Source organism: Campylobacter concisus (genome assembly GCF_002913765.1).
Taxonomy (GTDB): Bacteria; Campylobacterota; Campylobacteria; order Campylobacterales; family Campylobacteraceae; genus Campylobacter_A; species Campylobacter_A concisus_BB.
Map to the genome: position 1 here is coordinate 168,674 of NZ_PPCH01000007.1, position 15,881 is coordinate 184,554.

Annotated in this window: 14 protein-coding genes; 6 read left to right on the forward strand and 8 right to left on the reverse strand. The window is 38.4% G+C overall.

Annotated features, from left to right (window positions below; all coding sequences use genetic code 11):
• Positions 1 to 48: 48 nt before the first annotated feature.
• The 8 genes from CYO89_RS01485 to CYO89_RS01520 all read right to left on the reverse strand — a co-directional run bounded on the left by CYO89_RS01485 (position 49) and on the right by CYO89_RS01520 (position 7,767).
• Positions 49 to 1,392: an anaerobic C4-dicarboxylate transporter gene (locus tag CYO89_RS01485; protein WP_103596874.1), complete on the reverse strand. Its 1,344-nt coding sequence runs from the start codon at positions 1,390 to 1,392 to the stop codon at positions 49 to 51.
• 91 nt (positions 1,393 to 1,483) lie between these two features.
• Positions 1,484 to 2,884 carry an aspartate ammonia-lyase gene (locus tag CYO89_RS01490; RefSeq protein WP_103596875.1) on the reverse strand — a complete coding sequence of 467 codons (1,401 nt, stop codon included), beginning with the start codon at positions 2,882 to 2,884 and terminating at the stop codon, positions 1,484 to 1,486.
• Positions 2,885 to 3,465: 581 nt separating this feature from the next.
• The gene (locus CYO89_RS01495; RefSeq protein WP_258032487.1) at positions 3,466 to 4,215 is read right to left on the reverse strand and encodes an energy transducer TonB; all 750 of its coding nucleotides are present in this window, start codon (positions 4,213 to 4,215) and stop codon (positions 3,466 to 3,468) included.
• Positions 4,216 to 4,276: 61 nt separating this feature from the next.
• Positions 4,277 to 4,660, reverse strand: a complete 384-nt coding sequence (gene exbD, locus CYO89_RS01500) for a TonB system transport protein ExbD (protein ID WP_002939576.1) — start codon at positions 4,658 to 4,660, stop codon at positions 4,277 to 4,279.
• On the reverse strand, positions 4,647 to 5,075 hold the full coding sequence (exbB, locus tag CYO89_RS01505) for a TonB-system energizer ExbB (protein WP_103596877.1): 429 nt from the start codon (positions 5,073 to 5,075) through the stop codon (positions 4,647 to 4,649). Before exbB ends, exbD begins: the two co-directional genes overlap by 14 nt.
• Before the next feature lie 219 nt (positions 5,076 to 5,294).
• Positions 5,295 to 5,951 (reverse strand): cysteine hydrolase family protein, encoded by a 657-nt coding sequence (locus CYO89_RS01510; RefSeq protein WP_103596878.1) that lies wholly within the window; start codon positions 5,949 to 5,951, stop codon positions 5,295 to 5,297.
• A complete protein-coding gene (locus tag CYO89_RS01515) occupies positions 5,951 to 6,937 on the reverse strand; it encodes a sensor histidine kinase (RefSeq protein ID WP_103596879.1) in 987 nt (328 codons plus the stop codon). Before CYO89_RS01515 ends, CYO89_RS01510 begins: the two co-directional genes overlap by 1 nt.
• A complete protein-coding gene (locus CYO89_RS01520) occupies positions 6,934 to 7,767 on the reverse strand; it encodes a DUF234 domain-containing protein (protein ID WP_103596880.1) in 834 nt (277 codons plus the stop codon). Before CYO89_RS01520 ends, CYO89_RS01515 begins: the two co-directional genes overlap by 4 nt.
• Before the next feature lie 110 nt (positions 7,768 to 7,877).
• Between CYO89_RS01520 and CYO89_RS01525 the strand changes: the two genes are divergently transcribed.
• The 6 genes from CYO89_RS01525 (at position 7,878) to CYO89_RS01550 (ending at position 15,788) form a co-directional block, all read left to right on the forward strand.
• Positions 7,878 to 9,206: an aminotransferase class V-fold PLP-dependent enzyme gene (locus CYO89_RS01525; protein WP_103596996.1), complete on the forward strand. Its 1,329-nt coding sequence runs from the start codon at positions 7,878 to 7,880 to the stop codon at positions 9,204 to 9,206.
• A complete protein-coding gene (gene thiD, locus CYO89_RS01530; RefSeq protein WP_430516203.1) occupies positions 9,199 to 9,951 on the forward strand; it encodes a bifunctional hydroxymethylpyrimidine kinase/phosphomethylpyrimidine kinase in 753 nt (250 codons plus the stop codon). The genes CYO89_RS01525 and thiD overlap by 8 nt, the downstream gene beginning before the upstream one ends.
• The gene (gene thiE, locus CYO89_RS01535; RefSeq protein WP_103596881.1) at positions 9,944 to 10,558 is read left to right on the forward strand and encodes a thiamine phosphate synthase; all 615 of its coding nucleotides are present in this window, start codon (positions 9,944 to 9,946) and stop codon (positions 10,556 to 10,558) included. The genes thiD and thiE overlap by 8 nt, the downstream gene beginning before the upstream one ends.
• 246 nt (positions 10,559 to 10,804) lie before the next feature.
• Positions 10,805 to 11,548 carry a hypothetical protein gene (locus CYO89_RS01540; RefSeq protein WP_103596882.1) on the forward strand — a complete coding sequence of 248 codons (744 nt, stop codon included), beginning with the start codon at positions 10,805 to 10,807 and terminating at the stop codon, positions 11,546 to 11,548.
• Between the two features lie 333 nt (positions 11,549 to 11,881).
• Complete coding sequence (locus CYO89_RS01545; RefSeq protein WP_103596883.1) at positions 11,882 to 13,963, forward strand: dynamin family protein; 2,082 nt, start codon at positions 11,882 to 11,884, stop codon at positions 13,961 to 13,963.
• Positions 13,956 to 15,788, forward strand: a complete 1,833-nt coding sequence (locus tag CYO89_RS01550; RefSeq protein WP_103596884.1) for a dynamin family protein — start codon at positions 13,956 to 13,958, stop codon at positions 15,786 to 15,788. The genes CYO89_RS01545 and CYO89_RS01550 overlap by 8 nt, the downstream gene beginning before the upstream one ends.
• Positions 15,789 to 15,881: the final 93 nt, after the last annotated feature.

The following is a 15,881-nucleotide window of genomic DNA, read 5'->3' on the forward strand; positions in this document are numbered from 1 at the left end:
AAAATTTAAAGAAGAATAAAAAGCCGAGAGAAGATCTCGGCTTAAGTTTTATATAAGAACTGGAGCTACTATAAATCCAAGGATAACTGATAATGCAACCATTATAGTTCCTGGGATGAAGAATGAGTGGTTAAATACAAATTTACCAACTCTTGTAGTTCCTGTATCGTCCATCGCTATCGCACCTAGTGTTGTAGGATATGTTGGCAATACAAATAGACCAGAAACTGCAGCAAATGAAGCTACAAGGATCCAAATTTGACCTGAATTTTCAGGGCTAGTCATACCAAGAGCAGCAGCAACAGCAGGCATCATAACCTTTGTTGTAGCAGCTTGTGAGTATAGCAAGCAGCTTAAGAAATAAAGCGCAACAGCTAAGATAAATGGATACTGAGTAACGAAGTCTTTTGCAGCCTCTTTGATAGCGTCAAGGTGTCCATTAACAAATGTAGTACCAAGCCATGCAATACCAATAACGCAGATGCACGCATTCATACCACTTTGGAAAGTGCTAGTTGATAGAAGTTTGCCTGTCTCAACTTTGCAAGCTACTGCGATTGTAAAGCCAATTGTTAGCATAAAGCTAATAATAGCAGCATCTCTTGAAAGGATAGGTTTTTCTACAAGACCTAAGCTCTTTGAAATGACTAGCGCATAGCAAACAACGATCAAAACGCCAACAGCAAAGATAGCAACTGATCTTTTTGCGTATGGTTTTGGCTCGTGATACTCAACATCCTTAACCTCTGCAACCAAACCTTTTGCAAGTCTATCTTGGTAGATAGGATCTTTTGAAAGGTCAAGATCGTAAAATTTATTGACGATAAATGCAGTGATAATCATCGCAACAAATGTAGTTGATATACAAATAAATAGCAACACTGGATAGCTAACACCTAGCTTTTCACATAGACCGCTCATAGCAACAAACGCAGCTGAGATAGGGCTTGCAGTGATCGCTACTTGAGAAGAGACAACTGAAAGCGCAAGTGGAGCTGAAGGTTTGATGTTTTGAGTTTTTGCAACCTCAACGATAACAGGGATCATAGAAAACGCAGTGTGTCCAGTACCTGCAAGGATAGTTAAAAAGTAAGTAACTATCGGAGCAAGAAAGTTGATCTGTTTTGGATTCTTGCGTAAAATTTTAGTTGCTACTTGAACTAAATAATCAAGTCCGCCAGCAACTTGTAAAGCTGTGATCGCTGAGATAACTGAAGCGATGATCAAGATAACATCCATAGGGATGTCTTTCATATCGACTTTCATACCAAGTAAAGCGAGTATCACAACGCCTAGACCACCTGCGTAGCCAACGCCCATACCACCTAGTTTGACACCAAGATAGATGCCGCCAAATAGGACTATAATCTGTAAGATCAGCATTATATCCATCGAAAACTCCTTTATTAAATTTTATTACTAAAATCACCACTTAAGCGTGTCAGAATTCTGGCACGCTTTTAATAATACTTTGCTTAAATTTTTACTTAACCATGCTCGGATTTAGCATATTTTTAGGCTCTAAAATCTTATCGATCTCCTCTTTGCTTAGATAGCCTCTCTCTAGGCAGATATCGCCAACTGCTTTACCTGTTTGAAGAGCTTCTTTAGCGATGCTTGCTGATTTTTCGTAACCGATATATGGGTTAAATGCTGTTACGATACCAACTGAGCCAAGAACTGATTTTAAGCAAGCCTCAGGGTTTGCTGTAAGTTTTTTGATAGCTTTTTCAGCTAGTGTTTTCATAGCATTTTCAAGGATAAATATAGAGTTAAATAGCGCATAAGCGATGCCTGGCTCAAATGCATTTAGCTCAAATTCGCCTCTTTCAGAGCAAAGCATGATAGTTACGTCGTTGCCGATAACCTCGTAGCAAGCTTCTCCAACAACCTCAGCGATAACTGGATTTACCTTACCTGGCATGATTGAGCTGCCTGGTTGCATTTGAGGTAAATTTATCTCACCAAGACCGCATCTTGGACCTGAGTTCATTAGTCTTAAGTCATTTGCAATTTTTGAAAGTCTAACAGCTGCAGTTTTAAGCGCACCACTTACATGGACGAAGTCTGCAGTATCTTGCGTAGCTGCGATGAAGTCATCAGCCTTTTTAAAATCAACTCCAGTGATCTCTTTTAGTTTTTTAACAACTACATTTTTATACTCTGGGTGGCAGTTGATGCCTGTGCCTATCGCAGTTGCGCCCATGTTTAGATGCGTCATTGATTCACGAACAGCTGTGATCTTTTCGATGTCACTTTTGATGTAGCTTGCAAATGCGTTAAAAGTGTTGCCAAGTGTTGTAGGGACGGCATCTTCAAGCTCTGTTCTACCCATTTTGATGATATCTTTAAATTCTTTTGCTTTTTTCTCAAGCTCATCTTTTAGTAAATTCATAGCAGCAAGCAAGTCAGTAAGTTTTGCATAAGTTGCTACTTTAATAGAGCTTGGATAAGTGTCATTTGTGCTTTGTCCAAGGTTTGTGTGGTCATTTGGATGGATGTATTGATACTCGCCTTTTTTATGGCCAAGGCTCTCAAGCGCGATGTTTGTGATAACCTCGTTTGAGTTCATATTTGTACTTGTTCCTGCTCCACCTTGAACCATATCAACGACAAATTGGTCTAAAAACTCACCAGCTATTACTCTATCAGCAGCTTTTGCCAAAGCATCAGCTATCTTTGGATCTAAAACGCCAACCTCTTTATTTGCAAGCGCAGCAGCTTTTTTGATCTGTGCAAATGCCTTTACAAAGTATGGATACTCTTTTAATGTTCTACCACTCATGTGGAAGTTTTCAGTAGCCCTAAATGTTTGGATGCCATAGTAAAAATTGTCAGAAATTTCCAACTCGCCAATAAAATCATGTTCTCTTCTGGTTGCCATAACAGCTTCTCCTTAGTAAAAAATTGTTACCGAGTGAAATTATATAGGTATTTGAGATTTTAAATATTAATGACTACTTATTTTTTTTAAGCTTTAAGTTTTTGACTTGATATGGCGCTCTTTGAAAGAAAATTATATTTCATATTTAAGCTAATTTTTAGGAATTTGCTTGTCTAAATTGTTATATTACTAATAATATCACTTTTTTATTATATAAAAAGGGTCAAATTAACTCAGATTTGTCCTACACTTTAAGTTTAAAAGCCATTTTTGAGAAAATTTAATATAAAATAAATATAAATTTACAAAATTTATAACAGCCAAGCTAAAATTTCATAGTTAAAAAATTTTTATAATAATATTTTGTTTAGCAGTAGGTAAAAAATTAAATTTTATTGAATTTGCTATCGTCTTTAAAAAAATCACACCTAAAAAGCAACAACAAACAAGGACAATTAATTAAAAAATTTATCACTTGCCCTTATTTGTTTTAAATATAACTTAAATTAAGTTTTTATTAAGTAAAAACATTATTTTATACATTAATATATTTTGCAAAAAACAAGTCAAAAAAACCAAAACTATCTTAATGTAAATGCTATCGGAAAACGAAGATAGCGAGCTTCTTTTGGCTTTGAAAACTCAGAGCTTGCCTTTTTGACATTTTCTAAAGCACCATTATCAAGCGACTCAAAGCCTGAACTTTTAGTAACCTTTAGCTCGTCTATGCTGCCATCCGTTTTAAGCAAAAATCTAACTTCAACAACGCCTTGATGCTTCATCCTTCTAGCGTTGTTTGGGTAGCTTTTATGCTTTTTCACAGCTGCTATGACCTTGCTAAAGTCCTCATCGCTTTGCGCGTTTGATAAATTTAACTCTTGGGCTACTTTTTGGGCTGGAGCTGAGGCAATTGATTTGTTATTTGCTGGTAAATTTGAATTTACAGCAGGTGCTGGCGTGGTGATAGCAGGCGTTGGCTCAGGTTTTGGCTCCACCTTTGGCTCCACCTTTGGCTCTATTTTTGGTTCGGGGTGAGGCTCAGGCTTTGGCAGTGGTTTTTTCTCCACCTTTTTTGGCTCAGGTTTTGGCTTTTCTATCTTTTTAGGTTCTGGTTTTGGTAGTGGCTTTGGCTCGACCTTTGGTTCAGGCTTTGGCTCTGGCTTTGGTGGCTCTGGCGGTGGCGGAGGAGCTGGGGGTGTTGGCTCTGGGATCATTACTTGTTCGCTTATCTGCGGAGCCGTAGTTTGCGGCACCGGAGTAAAAGAATTTAGAGCTATTTTTATAGGTTTTTGCTCGCCTATCTTTATCTCACTAAAATTATGTGAAAGCAAGAAATAAGCCGCTGCCACGTGCACTATTGCCGATACCGCTAAGCCACTATAGTTTGAAATTTTACTCAGAGATTGTTTGGATTGCAAAGTTTTCGTGACCTTTTTCTTTTAAGATATCAATTACTTTGACAAAGCTGTCAAATTTAGCGTTTTTATCGCTTTTTAGCTCGATTAAGGTTTTTATATCCACAGCATTTAGCTTATCTTTTAGTTCATCTTCTGAAATTTCTGCATCATCTATGAAAAATTTATTATCTTTATCGATAACGACACTCACTTTTTTCTCATCCTCTTTATCCTGCTGTGCGCTTTTGGCGCTTGGTAGATCGACTGCGATCTTGCCTTGGGCGATAAAGGTCGAGATGCTTAGCACGATGGCTAGCAAAACGAGCATGATATCGATAAATGGGACGATATTTAGCCCATCTTTTTTATTTAGACGCATTTTCGGCCTTGTATCTGTTTATCATGACATCGACTTTTCTAACAAAGCCATTGTAGATCATAAGCGTTGGGATCGCCACAAGTAGGCCAAATGCGGTCGCTTTTAGCGCTAAAGAAAGACCGATCATGATACTTTTTGTATCGATGCCGCCAGCCATACCCATGTCATAAAATGTGATCATGATGCCAGCAACCGTGCCAAGAAGTCCGATATATGGGGCGTTTGAGTAGATGATGTAAAGTGTGGTTAAATTTTTTGTCAGTGCCTCATCAAGCTCTTCGATGCTTTTGTAGCCATTTATATCAACACGTGAGTAAAAAATGATACGCTCGATCGTATACCAAAGCACAAAAAAGCTCATAACGCCCAAAATACCGATGATTATATAGTCAATGTTGTGTTTTAAAAGTTCCATAATGCCTCTTATTTTTAAAATTTGAGCGTGATTATAACTATATTGATAGTTAATGTCAAATACATTGTAAAAATGTAATCTAAAAATATTTTATAAGAAGAAAAATTTAAAGAGAACAGATCTGAAGATTAGCGCAAATCTGCGTTATTAATTATATTAATACGATAGATAAGCGCTAAATTTTATAACTTGATAATTGTTTTTAATATAAATATATGGCTAAATTTCTAGCTCTTTTACCACACGTGCATTTAGTGCCATTTGCATGTGGTGTAAAAATACATTTTGGTAAAAATCACCACTATGCCCTGGTGCGTCGTATGTTTGGACTAAAATTGCTGGCACGATGATCTCTCTTTTTAAATTTTGCTCATTTGCGCTAAGTCTTAGGTGAGAGACAAGCTGATATACGCACATATCGGTGCAGTCGCCCATGATAACAAAGCTGTCAAATTTACTTATAAATTTATTAAATTCCTGCGAATAAGCGATGCTAAGTGAGTTTTTATAAAAAATTTTCATCTCATCAAAAAAGTCTAAATTTCGTAGCTCATCAACTGCCTCTGCCTCATCTTGCCCTTTTAAAGCATGAGCTGGGAAGCTCGCAAACTCAGCTGAATTTGGCTCATGAGCATCTTGGATGAGGATGTAGTTTTTAAGGTCAAATTTCTCTCTTGCCAGCCTAAAAGTATCTGCTATACGGCTTGCTAGCTCACCCACACGCTTGCTAGCTAGTGCGCCTTCAGAGCAAAAGCCATTTATCATATCAACGCTTATAAATGCTACTTTTTCGCTGCCATTTTTAAAAATTTCGCTAAATTTAAGCGCTTTTAGGCCATTTTGCCACGCATTTAGCTCATCTAAAATTTCACTCATCACTTCTCCTTTATAGGTAAATTTATACAAAATGTCTTTGGCTCAAGGGTTATCTCTATGCTGCCCTTGTGTGCCTCGATGATCTGCAGACAAAGGTGCAGTCCCAGGCCATTGCCCTTTAGCTTGCTCGTCTTAAACGGTTCAAAGACGATATTTTCATTTTTTATAGAAACGCCGCTGTCATAGACTATAAATTTATGTTCATTTGGCGTCTTTTCGTAGCTTAGCTTCACCACGCCTTCGTCGTTTTCGTCCTCTTCGATAGCATCGATCGCGTTAAATAAAATGTTTTGAAAGACCATCGCAATGAGGTCAAAGTCGCCCTCATATGTGGCGTCAGGGAAATTTAGCTCAAAAGTTATATCTTTTGAATACTCATAAAATTTAAGCGCCTCCTCGCACTCGCTTTTGATATCTAAAAAGTTAAATTCCTTTGGCGTGATGCTAAGCCCTTTTGTAAAAAGAAGTGTGGCTTTGATGATGCGCTCAACCCGCCAAATTCCCTTTTGTATCTGCTCGACGATAGGCAAAATTTTTGGCTCAGCCCTTTTTAAAAGAGTGGAATTTAAAAGCGAGATAGAGCCGATGGGGTTTCTTATCTCGTGAGCTAGGTGCGCTGCTACTTGACCCATCGAGGCTAGGCGCTCAGTTCGTTTTTCTTGCGTTATGTCGGTAGCTGAGATGATCTTTTTGTCGTCTTTGACCACCTTTTTTACTAGATAAATTTGCGAGCCAAAGCTTAGCTCGCCCTCATCTTTTGGGATGAAATTTAGCGCTTTGCCAAGCTTTTGTGCCTCTGAGTTTTGCAAGAAAATTTCATCATTTTGATCAAGTACCCAAATGGCATTTGGCAAAATTTCCACGATATCTTTTATAAAACCTTGCAAGCCCATATAAGAAGCGGTCAAATTTTTATACTCACGCTCTATCAGATAGGTCTGCTCTATCAGGCTTTTTAGGCCATTTTGTATGTCAATATCACTCACAGCAACTCCTCATAATCTTTTATCTCATAAAGCCTAAGCCGCTCATCTTTTAAGCCCAAAAGCTCGTTGCTAAAGCCACTTTTTGAAAAAAGCGCCACGATATCAGGCTTTATGCCTAGTCTTTCGCACTTGTGAAGGACTAAATTTAAGACATTTTTGCAAATTTTTCGCTCTTTATACTTTGCTTCGCCAACTATTATCTTGCCATTTATGCTAAAAAGCATGTCTAGCTCTATATTTTTACTCCAAAATGAGCTTAACAAAATGCCATCAAGCCCAAGCTTTTTAGCCATTAGCTCGCCGCTTAAAAGCTCAAAGCCAAGGCTTGCGTACTCGTCAAATTCTCTTCTTATAAGCTCTAAAATTTCTTCACTCCTGTCCTCTTTTAAAAGGCTTAAATTTGGCTCGATAAATCTAAACCAAAACCTTGAAAAATGGCTGTTGAAGTGAATTTTATCCTCTATCTTATAAGCTCGCTCACTCTTTTTTAAAATTTGGCGTTTGCTTTTTACCCGTGGCTTTTCTTGGCTCTTTTCAAGCACTAAAAAATCCTTGCTAAAAAGCTTTGCATAGACCCTATTTGTCATGCTTTGGGGCAAAATTTTATTTACGCTAAATTTCTTTCTGTCACTTCTAGCAAGCTTAATGAGAGCCATTTTGATGGCCTCGTCGCTATCCTCGTCAAAGTAAAACCTAGCCATCAAATTTTTATAATCATCTAAAATTTCAGCCCTGATCGCCTCAAAAACATCGTAGTATGAGCCCTTTAATAAAAAGTCATCAAAAACAAGATGAAATTTTATAACTTCAGCAATACCAAGGTGCTTCATCCGCTCAAATGTCGATTTTATGGCTAAAATTTCGTATCCTTTGTGTGGCGGATTGTAGCATATTTTTAGAAAATTTTAATTATAATCACGCAAAAACTAAAAGGCTAAAGTTGGTAAATTTAGAGCACATTAGAAGAGATATTATTTTAAAAAAAGGGATACATTACTTCGACTACACCGCTTCTGGGCTTGCGTATAAGCCTATCGAGGACGAGGTCGCTGATATCTTAAAAACCTACGCCAACACCCACTCGCTAACATCCTCAAATGCCTATAAAACGCAGCTTTTGTATGATAGCGCTAGAAGTGAGCTAAAGCGCGCTCTTGGGCTTGATGATAGGTTTTATCTCATAGCTACTGGATACGGCGCCACTGGTGCGATCAAGAAATTTCAAGAGCTTTTGGGGCTTTACGTGCCTCCAGCTGCCAAAAGAAGGTTTGATCTAAAGCCAAACAACGACTCGCCGCTAGTCATTCTTGGGCCATACGAGCATCACTCAAACGAGATCAGCTTTAAAGAGGCGCTTTGCGAGGTTGAGCGCATAAGGCTTGCAAAAGACGGTAGCATCGACCTATCTCACTTGGAGCAAATTTTAAAGATAAACGCAAGGCGCGAGATCATCGCTAGCTTTAGCGCAGCCTCAAACGTTACAGGCGTCATAAGCGACTACAAGCAAATTTACACGCTTGTTAAGAAATTTGGCGGCATCGTGGCATTTGACGTGGCGAGCCTTAGCGCCTATGCAAATTTAGACTGCGACTACTTTGACGCGCTATTTATCTCGCCACATAAGCTTCTTGGCGGAGTTGGTAGCTGTGGGCTACTGGCAATCAAGAAAGTGCTAGCAAATGACGATGTGCCAAGCTTTGCAGGTGGTGGCACGGTAAGCTATGTGAGCAAAAACTACCATATATTTTTAAAGGATCAAGAGGCACTTGAAGAGGCTGGCACACCGCCTATTTTGGGGCTTATACGGGCAAATTTAGCTTACAAGCTAAGAGAAGAGATAGGGCTTGCGACTATCTACGAAAACGAGAGCGAGCTTAGCGAATACTTTTGCCAAAGGCTAAGAGAGATCCCAGAGCTAGTTAGCTACTGCCCGGCAAATTTAAAGCGCCTTGCGATATTTTCATTTAATGTAAAAAACGTAGCTCCATACGAGCTTTCAAAAATTTTAAGCAAAGAGTATGGCATACAAATGCGCGCTGGTTGCTCGTGCGCAGGCTCGTACGGACACGACCTTTTGGGGCTAAAAGAGGATCCAAATTTCACCCACAAACCAGGCTGGGTGAGGGTTAGCCTTCACTATACGCATACCTTTGAGGATATTGATTATCTGGTGAGTGCGATCAAGAAAAGTATCGAGAAATACGCACTTTCATGGCAGGTCAAAGACCCTTTTGACGTAAAAGAGATAAGTGGGTGTGTGGGTGAGTAAAAAAAATGTTTTGATAGTTGCTGGAAGCGACAGCGTCGGCGGTGCAGGCGTTCAGGCGGATATAAAAAGTTGCGAGGCATTTGGCTGCTTTAGCGCAAGCGTCATCACAGCCGTGACCGCGCAAAATACAAATGGCGTTAGCAGCGTACTTGCGATGCCAGCAAGTATGGTGAAAGCTCAGTTTGAGATGGTGCTAGCTGAGCTTGATATAGACGCTGTGAAGGTTGGCATGCTCTTTAACGAGGAGATAATAGCCGTTGTAAGCGCGTTTTTAAAGGAGTTAAGAGCTAAAAATGTGCCAGTTGTGATTGATCCTGTTTGTGTGGCAAAATCAGGGGCAAAACTGCTAGAAGATGGGGCGATCGAGGCGCTAAAAGAGCTACTAAAGCTCGCAAGTGTTGCCACGCCAAATGTAGATGAGGCTAGGATTTTGGGTATTAATTTTACAAATTTACCTTGCGATATGGTGCTAAAGCGAACGAAGGTCGATGAAATTTGCGAGGATACGCTCTATCTAAAAAATGGTGACGCTATGAAATTTAGCGAGGAGCTTTTTGAACCAAAGGTGATGCACGGGGCTGGTTGTAGCTTCTCAAGCTCGCTAGCGGCCATTTTAGCGCAGCAAAGTGATCTAGTAAGCGCCATAAAAATGGCTAAAAAATTTGTGGCAAATGGGATAAAAAATGCTCATAAAAGTAAATTTGGCGCAAGACTTATAGATCATAAAGCAGGGCTTAATGGCTGAAATTTACGCTATTAGCGATGATATTTTAATGCCTGAAAATTTGGCTTTGGAGTATGCAAGAGAGATTTTGGAGTGTGGGGTTAAGTTTTTTCAGTTTAGGTCAAAAAAAGCGGTCAAAAATGAGAAGCTCGCAAGTGAAATTTTAAATTTATGCGAGAAATTTGGCGCGAAATTTATCGTAAATGACGATGTCAAATTTGCTAAAAAGATAGGCGCAAAAGCCGTTCATCTAGGTAAAGACGATGAGGGCATAAAAGAGGCGTTTGAGATTTTAGGCAAAGACGCATACGTGGGCGTTAGCTGCTATAACGATATAAATTTAGCCATAAATGCCGCTAAAAACGGCGCTAGCTACGTTGCTTTTGGCTCTGTTTTTGTAAGCCCTACAAAGCCAAATGCCCCAAAATGTGAGCTTGAAGTGGTTAAAGAAGCAAAGCAAATTTTAAACCTACCTGTTTGCGTGATAGGTGGCATAAATGAGACAAATATCGGCTCGCTCTCGCGCGCTAAACCCGATCTCATCGCCGTCATCTCAGCGATCTACAAAGACGGTAACATCAAAGAAAATATCAAAAATTTACAAAGAATAATTGAGCTAAATTTCTGAAACTAAGCTGGTTTTAGCAAAAAATTGTTTTGAATCATGATAAATAAATTTACAAATTCAGTAAATTTTTTTGCATATTTTAAAATTTCACTCGCAAGAATTGACTGCTAATTTTTTTCATTTATAAAATTCAAATTTTCTAAACTATTTTAATAAATTATATTTATATAATTTATTTTAACAAAATCATAATAATTTAAACTTTAGTTTGGTACTATTTTGTCAAATTTACAAAAAGGTAAAATGATGAAAAAGGCTCTATTTCTAGGATTTAGCGCACTTTTATTATTAGTGGGCTGCAAGGAAAGCAACATAGGTATTGTTAAAAACTACATTTTAAAAGGTAATAAATTAATAACAATAGGCTCAGCGATAGATAGCTTTAAAGGCTGTACAAGCACCCAGTGGCAAGACATCAGTAGTGACGATAAAAAAGTGGTTAAAGTAAGCTGCGTGGTAGGGAAAAATGTACTTGAAGATGAGTTTGAAAGAAAAAATAGCGGCTACATAAAAGCTCTAAATAATGCAAAAGCTGCTCAGCAAAAAAGAGTTGATAACAGCCTTGAGCTAGCACTTGATAGCGCAAATAGCATATTAAAAAGTGGTAAAAGCATAGATAAAGAGACTATTTTATCCATCGTAAACAAGCACTGTAAATTTGATCCGACAAAAGAAAGTGCTGGCTACCTAGCCTCTGTTAGCTGTGACCTTGAGTTTAAAAATGAGCTTGCACAAAATTTAGATATCAAACAAAAATGGGTCTTTGACAACGTCGTAGCCCAAAGCAAATATGCCGCCTACTACTCGCAAAAAGAGCCAGAAGTGATCTATTTTGGTGAAAACGCTAGAAAGGTAAATGAGAGAGTTATTGAGCTCACTTTCACGATAAATAGCGATAAAAGTGTGAGTATCGCAAAGGTTACGAAGATAGATGATGGCGATACTAAAGATATAAACCGCGGTTTGGTTGCGATGTTTTATGCAAGATAAATTTTGCTACTAAAATAAATATCTTTAAGTTTAAAAGTATTACATTTTAAAAGCATGCTCTAGTTCATTCAAATAAGAGTAAATTCGCTATTTTGCAACCAAAACTAACTACTTCTTTTTGACTACCTTTTTAGTTGTATGAAGCTCTTTTTAATGCAACACATATTGCCAAAATAAGATGCCTCTTAACCTGCGAGTATAGAGCATCTAGGCAGTGTCCTAAAACCATTTGCATCAAAGCTTTTGCCTACTAAACGGTCTTTACAATTTTGATTGATAGCTTCATAAGTAAAAATTTAATAAAATCCCAAAATATCAATAAAAAGAGTCTTTATGGATGAGTTTTTAAAACAGGCTTGGCGTGCAAATAAAATTTATACAAATGCTGCTGCTAGCGTGCCATTTTACCCAGATCTGCTAGCTCTTCTTTTAGTTTGTGACGAGAGAAATTTAGATCAGTTTATGGCGCTTGATGAGTTTAGGGCGGTGCTAAAAAGGCTTAAAGTTGAGCTAGATATATTTAGCATACAAAGTGCGCAGCTTGCGACTCTTAAAGCACTAAATGAGGCTAAAATTTCAAGTGATGAGATAGTAAAATACCTAGAAAAATTGCGCGATGAAAAGATCATAGATGATGAGAAATTTGCCTTTTTAGAAAAGATCATAAGCAAAAACAAAGGCGCTAATGAGGCTAAAATTTCTCATACCAAGCCAAAAGATCACTTCCATAAAAACCTAGACTTTTTAAATGAGATAAACGAAAAAGCAAGCTTACTTGATAGTGATAAAACATTTTTAGAGGCACTTGCGGCAGCCAAAAAAAGATCAAACGAAACGCTTTTTAACATAGCAGCAAGCGGCGTCATAAACTCTGGCAAATCAACCCTTTTAAACGCCCTTTTAAACAAGTCCGTCCTTGGCGCTTCAAACGTGCCAGAAACTATAAATTTAACCATTTTAAAATACTCCAAAGATAGCTTTGCGAGGGTAAATTTTTACAGCATTGATGAGCTTTTAGCACTTGGCATACCAAGCGAAAATTTACCAAGCAAAAGCGTAGATATCGGCATAGACGAGATAAAAAACTACACCTCTTCAAGCTCAAAAACAGCAAATCTCGTAAAAAGCGTCGAGCTTTATGACGACTTAGAGCTTTTAAAAGACAACGTCTGCATCATAGATACGCCAGGCATCGATGATGCGGTGGTTTTAAGAGAGCAGATCACTACAAATTTTATGAGGGAGTGCGACCTTTTAGCCCACCTCATGAACGCCTCACAAAGTGCCACACAAAAAGACGCTCTATTTTTAAAAAAATGCCTTGAAAACTCGCATATCGTAAGGCTCGCCGTGGTGCTAACTCACGCTGATGAGCTAAGCGCTAAAGAGCTAAACGAGACGCTAAACTACACTAAAAAAGCGATTGCTGAGCAGATAAATGGCGTTGAGATTGATTATTTTGCGCTTAGTGCAAAAAGCTTCTTAGAAGGCGCTGCAAATAGCGGTGTGGAGGAGTTTAAGGACTACCTTTACGAGGTGCTTTTTGGCAAAAATTCTAAAAAATCAGCCCTTATCTTAAGCTCGTATCAAAAGGAGCTAAAAAACATCCTAAATAGCAAGCTTGAGGCTACTAAGGCTGAAATTTTGTCGCTCAAAGCTTATGAAGTGGAGCTTAAAAAGCTTCAAAATGAGCAGGCAAACGTCAAAAGCGCACTTAGTGAAAATTTCTCTAAACTTGAAAGCCTAACCAAAAACGAGCTTGCAAAGCTTGAAAGCAGCAACACCAAAAACATCTATAAAATGGGGCTTGAGACGCTTTTGCAAAACCTAAACGACAAGGTAAAAAGCGAGTTAGCCTACTGCAAAAGCAAAAAGCAAAGCTTAAATTTTGAACGCATAGAGCAAATCGCAAAAACTACGCTTCGAGACGGTGTGATGGCACTTATGAGAGAGGCTAGAAACGAGACTTTGGTGCAAACAAGATCGTGCGAGCAAAACATCGCTTTAAATTTTGATGATTATGTGATTAGTAAAGACGAGGTTTTTAACATCAATGACTTTTTAGAGCAAATGGGCGTAAAGCTTGAATTTAAGGAGCTTTTAGCTGCATTTAGAGCTAAAATTTCAAGTGACGCAAGTGAAGCACTTTTAGGCTTAAAAGAGGGCTTGCTAAAAGATAAAAATATCTCTCAATTTTGTGAAATTTTAACTGACCATGAAAAAAATCGCCTTTTAAACCTCATAAAAACCTATGAAAGCGCTCAAAAAGCCACGCTTGATAAGAGGCTAAAAGAGCTAGATCGTGAGCTAGAAAAGCTTAGCTCGCAAAATCAAAACTCACTTTTAAAACTAAAAGAACAAAACGCCTTGCAAGATGAAATTTGCTCGCTTTTAGGGGAGCTAGAAAATGTTTAATGAGTTCATAAATGCCTATAAGGCGAGATATTTTAAGGTTTTTACAAGCGACTTTAAGGGCGAGCTAGCAAGGCTGGTAAATGAGCTAAATGATCCAAGCCTGCACGCAAGCGATGAGATAAAAGAGAGCCTAAATTTACTAATCGACACTCTAAATGAGCCGCCTCTCATCGCCGTCATCGGGCAGTTTTCAAGTGGCAAATCAACATTTTTAAACGCTCTGCTTGGGCAAAACATCTTGCCATCAGGTCTAACGCCTGTCACGGCAAAAGCCGTGCGACTAAAATTTGCCAAGCTACCGCTTCTTAGCGTGAAATTTACAAATGGCAGCGAGAGTTTGCTAGCTAGCAGTGAGCTTGCAGAGCTAAACGCCATGAGCGAGCAGATAAAGAGCATGACACTTTATGCGCCAAGCGAAATTTTAAAAGAGGTAAATTTCATCGACACGCCCGGCCTAAACTCACTACGAGATGCCGACACAAAAGAGACCAAAAACACGCTAAAAAAGGTTTGCGGCGCGATCTGGCTAAGCCTCGCAAACAACGCAGCAAAGGCAAGCGAGCTTGAAAGCGTAGAAGAAATTTTAAAAACAAACGATCTAAAGGCGCTTTGCTTCATCAATCAAAAGGATAAACTAAGCGAGGACGAGCTTGAAAGCTTGCTAAAACACGCTAGGCAAACTTACGGCGAGCTTTTTGAAGATATCATTGCCATCTCATCAAAGCAAGCACTCCTTGGCATCACAAATGAAAACAAGAGCGAGCTAGAAAGCTCAAATTTCGCTAAAGCACTAAGCGCGGTAAAAGAGACGTTTTTAAGTGCGAGCTTTAAAGAAAATTTCATAAAAGCAAGGGCGAAAAAGATAGTAAATTTTTTAATCACTGAGCAAGAAAACCGCCTAAAAGTTTATAGCGCAGCTGATGAAATTTTAGATAAATTTAATGCCACGCTTGAAGAAAAACTAGAAGCGATAAAAGAGGAGTTTAAGCCTAAAATCGCCCTACGATACAGCGATATGAGCGAGGCTATCAAGCTTGCAAGCGATGAAGTTTTTAAGCTGCTTAAGCCATTTTCTAGGACAAAATTTAACCCAGCAAAGACGCTTTTAAACAAAGAAATTTATAAGCGAGAAAATTTTGAGATGATAAGCCTTGACACGGACGAGGTCTTTTCAAAGCTCATCTATGAAGACGTCGTTTTTTCTAAATTTTTTAAACGCTACAAAAGAGATCTAAAAGAGCTTGAAAATGAGATCATATCAGCTTTTGATGAGCTTTATAAAAGCTTAGAAGATGAGCTTTTCGTTTATAAATCTCGCTATGAGAGCTTTAATCCATTTGATGAGTTTGCCTCAAACTACGAGACAAAATCGATAAACACCTACGCTGGCAGGACCTATGAGAATTTCTTAAGAGAGTATGAAAATGCCAAATTTAAGGCGACGCAAAAGATTTCGCTCTTTTTTGAAAAGCTTGACGTAAAGGTCGCATCAAACTACGAAAATGCGCTTAAGCTTGCGGTTTATTTTCTAAAGCAAAAGATCGAAAACTCGCTAAATTCGCACCTGCAAATGGGCACGCCACTCTACATCCCAAGTGCAAAAGAGGTTTATGAGCGCATGCTAAATGCCTTTAGCCTTTATGAATTTGACGATCTTATGTGCTCAAATAACTCTTTTTTAAATAAAACTTTGCTTGATATAAAGACCGAATTTAATGAAATTTACGCCCAAAAAATAGCGATGCTTGAGCGCCTAAAAGCAAAGCCAAAAGAGCAAATTTTAAAGCTAGAAAAACTGCAAGAGAGTTCGGTGATATTAAAGTGAAATTTGAATTCAAACTACATGTGTGAGCTGTGAGCGCCTTGTAAATTTTAAAATTTCATAAACGAGTAATTTTGGCTCTGATTTTAGTGGCAA

Excerpts from the sequence above, each read along its gene's own strand:
- CYO89_RS01485 (WP_103596874.1), bottom strand. The coding sequence starts at position 1,392 with ATGGATATAATGCTGATCTTACAGATTATAGTCCTATTTGGCGGCATC.
- CYO89_RS01490 (WP_103596875.1), bottom strand. The coding sequence starts at position 2,884 with ATGGCAACCAGAAGAGAACATGATTTTATTGGCGAGTTGGAAATTTCT.
- exbD (WP_002939576.1), bottom strand. The coding sequence starts at position 4,660 with ATGCGTCTAAATAAAAAAGATGGGCTAAATATCGTCCCATTTATCGAT.
- exbB (WP_103596877.1), bottom strand. The coding sequence starts at position 5,075 with ATGGAACTTTTAAAACACAACATTGACTATATAATCATCGGTATTTTG.
- CYO89_RS01510 (WP_103596878.1), bottom strand. The coding sequence starts at position 5,951 with ATGAGTGAAATTTTAGATGAGCTAAATGCGTGGCAAAATGGCCTAAAA.
- CYO89_RS01520 (WP_103596880.1), bottom strand. The coding sequence starts at position 7,767 with ATGAAGCACCTTGGTATTGCTGAAGTTATAAAATTTCATCTTGTTTTT.
- thiE (WP_103596881.1), top strand. The coding sequence starts at position 9,944 with ATGGCTGAAATTTACGCTATTAGCGATGATATTTTAATGCCTGAAAAT.
- CYO89_RS01540 (WP_103596882.1), top strand. The coding sequence starts at position 10,805 with ATGAAAAAGGCTCTATTTCTAGGATTTAGCGCACTTTTATTATTAGTG.
- CYO89_RS01545 (WP_103596883.1), top strand. The coding sequence starts at position 11,882 with ATGGATGAGTTTTTAAAACAGGCTTGGCGTGCAAATAAAATTTATACA.
- CYO89_RS01550 (WP_103596884.1), top strand. The coding sequence starts at position 13,956 with ATGTTTAATGAGTTCATAAATGCCTATAAGGCGAGATATTTTAAGGTT.